At 47.6% G+C, this 12014-nt stretch carries 14 protein-coding genes; 7 read left to right on the forward strand and 7 right to left on the reverse strand.

All coding sequences use genetic code 11. The annotated features are described in order from the left end of the window. Positions 1-35: 35 nt before the first annotated feature. From VIS94_08430 to VIS94_08455, 6 genes are read right to left on the reverse strand one after another with little or no spacing between them, the layout of a single operon-like run. A complete protein-coding gene (locus tag VIS94_08430) occupies positions 36-1319 on the reverse strand; it encodes an O-acetylhomoserine aminocarboxypropyltransferase/cysteine synthase (protein HEY9161097.1) in 1284 nt (427 codons plus the stop codon). A gap of 39 nt (positions 1320-1358) precedes the next feature. Then, the gene (fdhD, locus tag VIS94_08435) at positions 1359-2126 is read right to left on the reverse strand and encodes a formate dehydrogenase accessory sulfurtransferase FdhD (protein ID HEY9161098.1); all 768 of its coding nucleotides are present in this window, start codon (positions 2124-2126) and stop codon (positions 1359-1361) included. A gap of 3 nt (positions 2127-2129) precedes the next feature. Beyond that, positions 2130-3038 carry a quinolinate synthase NadA gene (nadA, locus tag VIS94_08440; GenBank protein ID HEY9161099.1) on the reverse strand — a complete coding sequence of 303 codons (909 nt, stop codon included), beginning with the start codon at positions 3036-3038 and terminating at the stop codon, positions 2130-2132. Between the two features lie 5 nt (positions 3039-3043). Beyond that, positions 3044-3436, reverse strand: a complete 393-nt coding sequence (nifU, locus tag VIS94_08445) for a Fe-S cluster assembly scaffold protein NifU (protein HEY9161100.1) — start codon at positions 3434-3436, stop codon at positions 3044-3046. Then, positions 3436-4605, reverse strand: coding sequence for a cysteine desulfurase NifS (gene nifS / locus VIS94_08450; GenBank protein HEY9161101.1), 1170 nt, complete (start codon positions 4603-4605; stop codon positions 3436-3438). The genes nifU and nifS overlap by 1 nt, the downstream gene beginning before the upstream one ends. 10 nt (positions 4606-4615) lie before the next feature. Then, positions 4616-5059, reverse strand: coding sequence for an Rrf2 family transcriptional regulator (locus VIS94_08455; protein ID HEY9161102.1), 444 nt, complete (start codon positions 5057-5059; stop codon positions 4616-4618). Between the two features lie 133 nt (positions 5060-5192). Between VIS94_08455 and VIS94_08460 the strand changes: the two genes are divergently transcribed. From VIS94_08460 to VIS94_08475, 4 genes are all read left to right on the forward strand, one after another. Further along, positions 5193-5846: a TIGR00730 family Rossman fold protein gene (locus VIS94_08460; protein ID HEY9161103.1), complete on the forward strand. Its 654-nt coding sequence runs from the start codon at positions 5193-5195 to the stop codon at positions 5844-5846. 63 nt (positions 5847-5909) lie between these two features. Further along, positions 5910-6380 carry a helix-turn-helix domain-containing protein gene (locus VIS94_08465; GenBank protein HEY9161104.1) on the forward strand — a complete coding sequence of 157 codons (471 nt, stop codon included), beginning with the start codon at positions 5910-5912 and terminating at the stop codon, positions 6378-6380. A gap of 36 nt (positions 6381-6416) precedes the next feature. Continuing rightward, positions 6417-7094, forward strand: coding sequence for a DNA repair protein RecO (gene recO, locus VIS94_08470; protein HEY9161105.1), 678 nt, complete (start codon positions 6417-6419; stop codon positions 7092-7094). A 109-nt stretch (positions 7095-7203) separates the two neighbouring features. After that, a complete protein-coding gene (locus VIS94_08475) occupies positions 7204-8268 on the forward strand; it encodes a CehA/McbA family metallohydrolase (protein HEY9161106.1) in 1065 nt (354 codons plus the stop codon). A 560-nt stretch (positions 8269-8828) separates the two neighbouring features. Here the strand turns inward: VIS94_08475 and VIS94_08480 are convergent. Continuing rightward, a complete protein-coding gene (locus VIS94_08480; protein HEY9161107.1) occupies positions 8829-9542 on the reverse strand; it encodes a queuosine precursor transporter in 714 nt (237 codons plus the stop codon). 138 nt (positions 9543-9680) lie between these two features. On the opposite strand from VIS94_08480, the gene VIS94_08485 reads away from it, so the two are divergent. From VIS94_08485 to VIS94_08495, 3 genes are read left to right on the forward strand one after another with little or no spacing between them, the layout of a single operon-like run. After that, positions 9681-10295 carry a site-2 protease family protein gene (locus tag VIS94_08485; GenBank protein HEY9161108.1) on the forward strand — a complete coding sequence of 205 codons (615 nt, stop codon included), beginning with the start codon at positions 9681-9683 and terminating at the stop codon, positions 10293-10295. Between the two features lie 9 nt (positions 10296-10304). Next, positions 10305-11294, forward strand: coding sequence for a tryptophan--tRNA ligase (gene trpS, locus VIS94_08490; GenBank protein ID HEY9161109.1), 990 nt, complete (start codon positions 10305-10307; stop codon positions 11292-11294). Further along, entirely contained in the window at positions 11294-12013 is a 720-nt protein-coding gene (locus VIS94_08495; GenBank protein HEY9161110.1) for a ScpA family protein, read from the forward strand. Before trpS ends, VIS94_08495 begins: the two co-directional genes overlap by 1 nt. Position 12014 lies beyond the last annotated feature (1 nt).

Consider the following 12014-nt stretch of genomic DNA (forward strand, 5'->3'; position numbering starts at 1 on the left):
CCCCTCTTCAGAGTGGTGATACTTGCTGGATTCTTCTATGCCTTTGCAAGGGCCTGGTCAAAATCCGCAATTATATCGTCGATATTTTCGATGCCGATAGAGAGCCTGATGAAATCCGGCGTCACCCCTGTTGCGAGCTGCTCTTTTTCCGAAAGCTGCTGATGGGTGGTGGTAGCAGGATGAATGGCCAGGGTCTTTGCATCGCCGATATTTGCAAGGTGGCTCGCCAGCTCAAGCGATTCTATGAAGCGCCTGCCAGCCCTTATGCCGCCTTTTATGCCGAAGCCGATAATCGCCCCTGCTCCCCTGCCCAGATATCTATCGGCCCGTAATTTTTCCGGGCTTGAAATAAGACCGGGATAATTGACCCATTTTACCTTCGGGTGCCCTTTAAGGAATTCAGCAGTTGCCAGTGCGTTCGCTGAATGCCTTTCCATTCTCAGGTGAAGCGTCTCAAGCCCCTGCAGAAGAAGAAAGGCGTTGAACGGGCTTATGGCCGGCCCCAGGTCGCGAAGGAGAACAACGCGTGCCTTTGCAATATATGCCTGAGCGCCCAGGGCCTTATGGAAATCAAGACCGTGATAGTTCCTGTCGGCACCTGAGATGAGAGGGAACTTGCCGCTTCCGAAATCGAATTTTCCGGAATCTACAATGATGCCGCCCAATGATGTCCCGTGGCCGCCGATGAATTTAGTCGCAGAATATACGGCTATATCCACCCCGAAATCAAAGGGCCTCAGAATATACGGGCTCACCGTGTTGTCCATGATAAAAGGTATGCCATGACTGTGCGCAACAGCGGCAATGCCTTCAATGTCCGCCACATCGAGCTTGGGATTTCCTATAGATTCGGCATACACCGCCTTTGTCCTGTCAGTAACGGCTGCCTTCAGTTCGTCGAGGTCATTCGATTTTACGAATTTGACTTTTATTCCGAATCTTGGAAATGTGTTGTGAAAAAGATTGTATGTCCCGCCGTAAAGATTATCCGCAGACACAATTTCATCACCCGATTGTGCCAGGTTCAAAAGTGCGAGCGTAATGGCTGACTGACCGCTTGCAACGGCCAGGGCGCCGACACCGCCGTCCATAAGCGCAATGCGCTTTTCGAGGACATCGGTTGTCGGGTTCATAAGCCTTGTATAGATATTGCCGGACTCTTTGAGCCCGAAAAGGTTTGCTGCGTGTTCAGTATCTTTGAACTGATACGACGTCGTCTGATAAATCGGCACGGCGCGCGAGCCTGTCGTCGGATCAGGCTCCTGGCCTCCATGCAGGAGCAGGGTTTCAATCCTAAGTTTATCATCTATTTTACTCATTATAATCTCCTGATTTCATGCGGGGACATTTGCCCCCATTCAGTTGTCCGTTATTCTCTGTTCCCCGCTCAATATGTCGCCGCGCTGACCCATGAGCTTGCTTGCAAGAGTTATGTTGGTCACCCTGGCGAGCTTGACCGCCTGATTGGTGGCACTGCCGAGTGCGGCTATAACGGGGAATCTTGCCCTGAGCACCTTGGAGAATATCTCCGAGGATACCCTTCCGGTAGTCAGCAGGACCTTGTCGGACATACATATTCCGGCGGCCAACGCAGAGCCTATGACTTTGTCGATTGCGTTATGCCGTCCAATATCCTCTCTCACTATAAGTATTTCCTTTACTGATGCCATTGCCGCCCCGTGAACCCCTCCGGTTTCACCGTGGGACAGCGGGGTTTTTGCAAATTCCTTCATAAGCTCCAGCAGTTTTGATGCCGGTATCGTAAACCCGTTTTCAAGAGGCGCCTTGCCGAGCACATCCATCGGGTTATGAAAAATCACGCCCTTGCCGCAGCCTGAGGTATATATGCGCTTGAAAACAAAGTCGTCCGGGATCCCTTCAATGGTAACGGATGTCCTGAACCTATCCATATCTACTGAAATCGATTTTATATCTTCCCTGCCCTGAATAAGGCCCGATGTGAATAAAAAACCCACGGCAAGTTCATCAAGGTATGTAGGGCTCGCCAGCACGGTTGCGATCTCGGTATTATTGACCTCAATGGTAAAGGGGACCTCGGAGGCTACCGTTTTTCTGGCAGAAACGAGCCTGCCTTTTTCGATCTGAATTATCTCAAAATTTTCCATAATCTACGCCCTGTATTCAAGCATCCTTCTCAGACACTGCCTCGCCTTGAACATGGCCTCCTGCTCTATCTTTACCTCGAACGTCATTTCCTCAAGCGAGAATAACACCTTTTCCAGGGTTATCTTTTTCATGTTGGGACATATTGCCCTCTCGCTTGCCGGTATGAAGTCCTTATCCGGGTTTTCCTTTTTAAGCTTATGCAGTATGCCGATTTCGCTAGCAATAATGAAAACCTTATTGTGAGAGCCTGCTGCATAAGTGCACATCGCCTCTGTAGAGAGTACCTTATCGGCAAGCTCGCGGACAGCCCTCGGACATTCCGGATGGGCAAGGACAATGGCGTCTTTGTATTCAGCCTTCAGCTTTTGAATATTTTCCGGCAGAATTTTAACATGAGAGGGACAGTACCCTTTCCATATTATAAATTCTCTTCCTGTCTGACCTGCTACATAATCGGCAAGGTGCATATCGGGTACGAATATGACCTCATCATCGTTTTTAAGCGCCCCGTTAACCATGGCCAGCGCATTTGCAGATGTGCATGAGAGATCACATTCGGCCTTAACGTCAGCCGTCGTGTTGACATAACAGAGGACCTTTGCCTTCGGATGATCTCTTTTAAGTCTTTTCACGTCTTCGGCAGTGATCATATCCGCCATGGGGCAGCCGGCATCCCTGTCAGGTATGAGAACTGTTTTGGCTGGCGATAGTATCTTCGCGGTCTCGGCCATGAACCTGACACCACAGAATACGATCACCTTTGCATCGGTGCCTGCGGCCTGAATGCTCAACCCGAGCGAGTCCCCGACAAAGTCGGCTATATCCTGCACCTCGGGCGACTGGTAATTATGCGCGAGGATAACCGCATTCCTCGTGCGCTTGAGCTTGTTTATCCTCTCAACAATATCCATGCATTCTACGCCTTGGGATGCTTTTTCCTGTAATCATCTATTGCAGCCTGAAGCGCCTCTTCTGCAAGAACCGAACAGTGCATCTTGATGGGCGGCAATCCGCCAAGGGCCTCTGCAACCGCCTTGTTGGAAACCTGAAGCGCCTCATCAATGGTCTTGCCCTTGACGAGTTCGGTAACCATCGAACTGGTTGCAATAGCCGCTCCGCAACCGAAGGTCTTGAATTTTACATCGGTTATAACATCGTTATCCACTTTAAGAGAAAGCTCCATGATATCACCGCACTGAGGATTACCGGCCGTACCGGTTGCATCAGCGTTCTCAACCTCGCCTACATTTCTGGGATTTTTGAAATGATCCATCACCTTCTCATTATAAACCCTGCAAGTACTTTCCATTATCTTGCTCCTTTCTTGTACAGGGGCGACATCGCCCTCAGCTTTGCTATTATCGGCGGCAGAACCTTTATTACATGATCGATTTCCTCTTCTTTAGTTCCCCTTCCGAAAGTGAACCTGAGAGAACCGTGAGCCAGCTCGTGAGGAAGGCCGCATGCAACAAGCACATGTGACGGCTCCAGACTTGACGATGTACAGGCGCTGCCGGTGGAAGCGGCAATGCCTTCCATATCAAGATTGAGCAGCATCGCTTCACCTTCCACATAGGCGAATGATATGTTCACATTGTTGGGAAGCCTGAGAACAGGATGTCCGTTAAGCGTGCTTTCCGGAATGGCGGCAAGCAGCTCTTTAATAAGCCTTTCCCTGAGAGCAGTCTGCCTTGCCGATTCAGCAAGCATCTCTTCCTGTGCAAGCTCAACCGCCCTGCTGAAGCCTACTATACCCGGCACATTCTGGGTAGAAGCACGCCTCCTTCTTTCCTGGTCTCCACCGTGAAGTAGAGGGGTAAGCTTGACCCCTTTTTTTATATAGAGCAACCCCACACCTTTAGGACCGTAAAGCTTATGGGCCGAAGCACTTAAAAGATCGATGTTCATATCTTTAACGTCGATCGGAAGATGCCCGAATGTCTGGACCGCATCGGTATGGAAAATGACACCTGCCTCCCGACATACCTCACCAAGCGCCTTTATCGGCTCTATTGTCCCTATCTCGTTGTTTGCGTGCATGACGCTTACAAGAATCGTCTTGTCCGTTATCGCCTTTTTCAGATCGTCCGGATCGACAAGGCCTGTGGCATCATTTGGCAGGTATGTAACCTTGAAACCCTTCTTTTCAAGAAAGTGAAGGGGCTCGTGTATGGCATGATGCTCAAGGGCTGTCGTTATTATATGGTTGCCCTCTCCTTCAAGCACATCGACTATTCCCTTTATTACGGTATTGTCGCTTTCAGTGCCAGAACCTGTAAACACGATCTCATCATCACGGGCATTTATGAAAGATGCTATTCTGTGTCGGGATGCCTCCACCATGTCCTTTGCATCAAGACCGAATGAATGAAGGCTCGACGGATTTCCAAAGTTTTCACTAAAACATGGCGCCATAGCCTCTGCCACTTCTTTTGCCACCGGTGTCGTAGCCGCATGGTCCAGATATATTCTTTCCATTTTTTTCCTCTCAGATATTATAATCGCTGCTTGTGCCTGACTTTTCCCTGCTTGTCCTGACAAGATCCGCCAATGTCATTGATTCAAGCACATCTGTCATTTTATCCGCAACTATCTGCCAGACATCCCTAGTGGCACAAACCCCTGAACGAGTGCATGATCTCGGATCTGTCAGGCAGTCCACGAGGAATATCTTCCCCTCCAGACTTTCTACAACTTCCTTAAGCGTAATCTCCGACGGTTCTCGCGAAAGAGTATAGCCGCCGCTTGCACCTCTCAGCGCTTTTATAAGACCTGAGGCCTTAAGCGGAAGGACTATTAGGCTCAGGTATTTCTCGGACAGGTCCTCTTCTCTTGCAATGTCCTTGAGAAGCACCGGCCCGCTGCCGTGTTTCTGTGCAAGATCGAGCATCAATCTTACCCCGTACCTTGTCCTGGTTGACAGTTTCATCATTTATCTCTTTTTTTATTTTCTATTATTACTATCTTATTACTAGTATTAATATCCATCCACCTGAAAGTCAAGAAAATATTAATAAAAGACGAAATGTCGATAAGAAGTCAGAAAAGAGAAGTGAGGATTAACGGTGAAAGACAATGACAGATATGTGATTGACTCAATGAACCCTGATGAGTCCTGGAGGGTGTTCAGGATTATGTCGGAATTCGTTGACGGTATCGAGACGCTCTCAAAACTCCCATCGGCAGTAACTTTCTTCGGTTCCGCCAGGTCAAAGCCTGAAGACAAATATTACATGCTTGCAAAAGAGCTGGCTTCGGAACTGGCGGGACAGGGTTTTGCAATCATAACAGGCGGCGGTCCGGGCATAATGGAGGCTGCCAACAGGGGGGCGCTGGATGCCGGAGGGATATCGGTCGGAGTAAATATTGAACTTCCTTTCGAGCAGAAGCCGAACCCGTACACGAATGTTAAGCTTACATTCAGGTATTTTTTCGTAAGAAAGGTCATGTTCATTAAATATGCGATCGGATATGTTATTTTTCCGGGAGGGTTCGGGACACTGGATGAGCTTTTTGAGGCTTTGACGCTTATCCAGACCGACAAGATACGGCCTTTCCCGGTCGTGCTTTTCGGTTCGGAATACTGGTCGGGCATGATAGACTGGCTGAATAAGACCATGGTCGAAAACAAGATGATCCGGCCTGAAGACATGTCGATCTTTACGGTAACCGATTCGATACCGGAGGTTGTAAAAATTTTAAGAAGCCTTTATCATTGAATCCTGTTGAAGCTTGAATCCTGCATAATTGCATGATAGCGTTCCCGAACGCTGGAGGCCGTTATGGTGATTGAAAGGCTTACATTGGGACAGTATTTCAGGGCTGAAAGAGAAAGGCTCGGCATAAGCCTTAAGGATATTGAGCGACGCACCAAGATATCCTATCAGACGCTTGTCTGGCTCGAAGAGGACAATATTGAAATATTGCCGCCAAGGGCTTTTTTAAGAGGCTTCCTTCAAGTAATCTCCAAAGAGTTCGGAATGGATGAAAACGAACTTTTCAGGCTCATGGATGAATCGCTGATAAAGATCGAAAAGGCTAAAAGCGCCACCCCCTTGAGAATCGATTCACCGGCAAAAGCCAGAAAAAGGGCATACCTTTATATAGCGGCAGCCGTTTTACTGATTGCGGTAATCATCACCGGTGCAGTCTGTGCCATACGCTACTGGGAAGTATCTTCGAGTCTGATTGAGCCGGATACAAGAATCGCATATTTATCCGACCAGGAAAAAGGTTTGAGTTTCGATATCTGACAATAAGCAACCGGGAAAACATAAAGCGGCCGGATCATGCCAAGAATTAAAACCAGGGCAATAATACTCAATACAAGAGATTATTCGGAATCAGACAGGATAATCATCATGCTGTCTCCCAATCTGGGGCTGATAAATGCAATCGCGAAAGGGGCACGAAGGAGTACAAAGCGTTTTCCAGGAACTCTTGAACCATTTTGTGAAATTGAAGCTGAGCTTTTTATTAAACCCGGTTCGGAATTGTTAAGACTAGAAGAAGCAAAGCTTGTAAACGCCAATCTGTGGGCAAGGGAAGATTTGAACCTCTTTGCGCATGCGTCCGTACTGCTGGAGATACCGGCTGTAAATCTTGCACCCCTTGACCCTCACCCCCAGCTTTTCGAGGTGCTGAGGAGGTCTCTCTCGTATTTGAGCCCCGGGAAAAAGTGGTTCTGCTTCTGGGCTTCGGCATTGACCGGAATCCTCAAATCCATGGGGTACGGCTTTGACGTCACGGAAACCCTCAAAAATGGCGAACCTCTTTCCATGAGCAGCATGTCGGGAGAGGCAGTTAAATTTATGGAACATTCCTGCATGCTTGAAACCGGACTGCTCTCAAGGCTTTATTTGAGCGAAAGGGCAAAAAATGAAATAAGCCTGTTCCTCTTTGAATTATGCGAAAAAGTTTCACACAGGCCCCTTAGGACAATAGAATTCCTGAAAGGGCTGGGCTGAGGAATTGGCCGCTGGAGCATACCCAGCTTAATGGACTGGACAAAAAAGCCGATAGATGCTAACTGCAATTAATTATCATCTGATAAAAATTTAATATGAGGAGAATATTATGAAAAAGATGTTGGGGCTGATTCCGGTTTTATCAATTTTTTTCGTGGCAATCATTTCAACAAGCGCAGTGGCCGATCAGAATGCACTGCTGGGCGGTTTGAACATCTATTTTGGAAGCCTGCATGCACACAGCAATTTTTCTGACGGCAAAGGCACACCGGAAGAAAATTTCAAATGGGCGCGCGATGTGGCTAAGTATGACTTCTACGCGCTTACCGACCACAGCGAACAGGTCCTGCCGTTCATGTGGTCAAAGATCGGCAGCCTTGCCGACAAATACAATGCCGATGGGGTATTCACCACCATCAGGGGATTTGAATGGGGCAATCCGCTTCAAGGACACATAAATGTTTTTGACACCGCCACTCAGACAAACACCATAGCAATAATGGCAGTTGATCCTTTCTACATGTGGCTGCGTTTGAACAACGGGATAGGCCAGTACAATCATCCCGGCGAGCAGCCAATGAACTACAACAACTTCAGATACATACCCAAGGATGACAAGTATATGTGCCTCCTTGAAACAGGCAACAGCGGAACTGGTAACAATGACACTAAATATATTCTTCAATATATAAAGGCGCTTGACAAAGGATGGCATGTGGCGCCTGCAAACAATCAGGACAATCACAGCATGAGCACAAACTGTCACCGCACCGCTATAGTTGCATCGTCCCTTTCAAGGGCGGCTTTACTGGATTCAATCCGCAAAAGAAGGGTATATTCAACCGACGACCCGAATATGAACGTTGTCTTCAAGGCAGGTTCTGCATGGATGGGAACACAAATGGCAACCGGTGATCCGGATATTACCTTTACCGTCTCGGTCACTGACGATGAGCCTATACTCAAGATGGAACTCATAACAAACAAGGGCGCTGTCCTTGCAACGAAAACATTCAGCGAAACTGCAGCAGAATATGTCTGGCAGCCGACAGTTCATCTTTCCGGTGATGCATATTACTTTGTAAAAATTTATGAGCTGAATACAATAGAGACATCTGACGGCGGCATTCAGATCGCAGTGACTGCCCCGATATGGATTGATTTCGCAAACTGAAACTGAATAAATTTTTTAGTTTAACATTATTATTCCCGCAAGCCGGCGATCTTTCGCCGGCTTGTTCTTTTCAATGCCTATATGGTTCTCTGCTGATCAGATCTATTGCTCACTTTTTTTGTTGTATCAGAATAAAATATTTAAAATAAATCACTAAAGTAAATCCATATTAAGTCGATAGATTATATATCAGACGAGGGTTTTGGAGGCTAAAAAAACCTTCTACATAAAAGCAACCAGGCGCCTTATAGGTGAGCCTGGTCAGGCTTTTTTTTAAATGCATTATAGGGGTTACTATCTCTGGTTGTCCTGGTATGATACCTTTCAAAGGATAAATTAAAAACATTTCAAACCTATTGAGAATCCAAGTGTCACCTATTATAAAACACAGTCCCCAGGAACAGGAAATTTCCTCAATAAGTTATTTTGTTATCAGCGTCCTGTGTGTGATCCGTATTAGGCTTTTCTGTTATGGAAAACTTACGTCAACTCCTTCAGGTTATAAATCTTTTGGCTAATGCAAAATGTGGGTTTACAAACACTATAAAGATAAGAACTCATCACCTGAACGAGAAAGGATTGAACCTGGTACCGATGTCGAAATGATCGATGTTTTCCTTTTTCTTCAGCCAGGCACAGACATTATATGTTACCGGCGTCATGATAACTTCAACCGAGCACTTGAAAATATAGTTCGTGAGAAAGAGCTGCACGAAAAGGGCGAATGGAAAGACACCGGTGAAGCACGCAATCGCTAGAAAGATGCCCGTATCAACGATCTGGCCGGCCAGCGTACTGCCCACCGTCCTGGTCCATAGCCACCTGCCCTTCGTAAGCACCTTCATTTTTGCCAGGACGAACGAATTAGTAAATTCGCCGGTGAAATACCCGCACAGGCTTGCAACCACTATCCCGCCGGTACTCATTCCTCCAAGTATCGCCCAATAGGCCTTGTCGCCTGCATATTGCCTCCACGAAGCGTCGCCCGGCATTGCTGAAATAAGCATGAAAAGACCGGAGCTAAGAAACAGCATGAAGAACCCCGTCCATATGATTCTACGTGAGCGCGAATAGCCGTAGACTTCAGTGAATATGTCTCCGAAAATGTAGCTCAATGGATAAAGGAGCGTCCCGGCGTCAATTGCCATCCTGATTCCGAAAACCGAGAATCCGCAGTCTATTATCTTGGCAGAAGAAGCGATGTTGCTGACAAGAAGCACCGTCACGAATGCAGTTGAAATGATGTCGTAATAGCCTGGTTTCCGATCATCCATAGTTGCATAATATTTCGGCATTTGATTTAGAGAAGATTAACCGAACGTTTGCCGGAATGAGAAATCATGCCTTTTTACCCCGCTGACCCGCCCTTTGTTTTTGACACCCGGGCTTTTCTTCCTGTATAAACTTGCCCCATGAACAATACCATTTCATATATAGTCCTCATGATTGTGCCTGTGCTGTTCTCGCTCTCGGTGCATGAGGCATGTCACGGCTACGCCGCCTATGCCCTGGGTGACCCGACTGCAAAGCTTCAGGGCCGGCTAACTTTAAACCCGCTCAAACACATAGACGTCTTCGGCCTGGCCGTGCTCTTCATCACGCGTATGATAGGCTGGGCAAAACCTGTCCCGGTCGACCCCCGCTATTTCAAGAATCCGAGAAAAGACATGCTGTGGGTGGCGCTGGCAGGCCCGGCATCAAATCTGGCTCTCGGTCTGATTTTTGCTCTGCTCTTGAATTATGTGGGACCGCTGATGACAGGAAGCATCTTTAATCCTGTAAAAATAATGATGGAGATTATGGTATTCATCAATGTAGGTCTCGCAATATTCAATCTCATTCCTATTCCGCCCCTTGACGGCGGAAGAGTGATGGTAGGGCTTCTTCCTGAAAATATGGCCAATTCATGGGCCAGAATCGAACCCTACGGATTCATCATTCTCCTCGTACTTGTTTTTACAAAAGCTGTGAATTTCGTGATATTCCCGATCATCCACAACATAGTAAATATCTTTTTATCTATATGAGGTGAAATAATGGACAAACCAAGGATAGTTTCCGGAGTCAGACCGACAGGCCCTCTTCATCTGGGGCACTATCTGGGTGCGCTCAAGAACTGGGTGTCCCTGCAGGACGACTACCGCTGCCTGTATTTCATAGCGGACTGGCACGCGCTCACGACCGCATACAAAGACCCATCCATAATAACCGAAAGCACGGAAGATATGGTGCTTTCCTGGCTTGGCGTTGGAATTGACCCGGAAAAGAGCATTATATTCAGGCAGTCGGATATCAAGGCGCATGCAGAATTTTTTCTGCTCCTTTCCATGATCACTCCTGTAAGCTGGCTGGAAAGAAACCCGACCTACAAGGAGCTCAAAGAGGAACTCAAGGAAAAAGACCTGGGCACAATAGGATTTCTCGGCTATCCCGTGCTTCAGGCGGCTGACATCGTGATTTATCACGCCGATAAAGTGCCCATAGGAGAAGATCAGCTCCCCCATCTGGAACTGACAAGGGAGATCGTGAGGCGCTTCAACTATATCTATGGTGAGGGGCTACTGAAGGAGCCGCAGCCGATTCTAACGGCAGCGCCCAGGGTGCCGGGTCTTGACGGTAGAAAGATGTCGAAATCATTCAACAATGCAATCTTCATCAACGACTCTGGTATGGAGCTGAAGGAAAAGGTCATGCAGATGTTGACAGATATCAAGCGCATGAGAAAAAAAGACCCTGGCGAACCAAAAGACTGCAATCTTTTCCCGTTTCATGAATTTTTCACCGATGAATCAAAACACGACGAGATAAAGGAGGGCTGCAGAAACGCCACATGGGGATGCGTCGACTGCAAGAAGCTCTTGATCGCGAACATCGAGGCTGAGATGTCGCCAGTCTGGGACAGAATAGAATATTTCAAGGGCCACAAACAGCAGGTGCAGAATATCCTTCACGAAGGCGCTTCCAAGGCAAGGGCCCTTTCTGCAATTACGATAGAAAAAGTCAGGGAGGCGATGAAGGTAGCCTGATGGACCTTATTTCAAGTTCAGACCGCACGGATTTCATCCTGCACCTGGAAAGATTCGAGGGTCCGCTCGACCTTTTGCTCTACCTTATAGAAAAAAACAAATTCAGCATAGAGGAGCTTGAAGTCTGCCCGATAGTTGACCAGTACATCGAGCACATCAAACGCCTAAGGTCATTGAATATTGAACTTGCAGGTGAATTCCTCGAAATGGCCTCATACCTGATATGGCTCAAGTCATGCATTCTTCTTCCCGTATTCAGGGAAGACGGCTCAGAGGAGATTAACCCCGCCCAGCAGCTCAAAGAGATGCTGCTGGCCTACATGGCGATCAAGCAATCGGCCGGTCTCCTGGCCGAACGCCCGCAACTTTTCAGAGACAGGTTCCCAAGGGGCGTTGCCAGCGAGGAAAGAGGCTTGCCCAGGCTTGGACTCGCGGCACTGCTTCAGGCAATAGACTCAATCAAGGAACGCACCAGGCATTACATAATGAAAGTAGATGTCCGCAGGTATCATATAAGAGACATGATGGCCAGGATTACAGCGATGCTGACAAAAAAGGAAAAAATCGATCTAATGGAAGCGGTCCAGACAAAGGAAAAGGCTGAAATAATATCTCTGTTCATGGCAGCGCTGGAACTTTCAAAGGCATCGTTGGCAAAAACTGCCCAGAGCGGGCTTTTTTCAAGGATATTCGTCATAAGAAAAAGCGGGGCTGCATAAA

Source organism: Desulfomonilia bacterium (genome assembly GCA_036567785.1).
Taxonomy (GTDB): domain Bacteria; phylum Desulfobacterota; class Desulfomonilia; order UBA1062; family UBA1062; genus DATCTV01.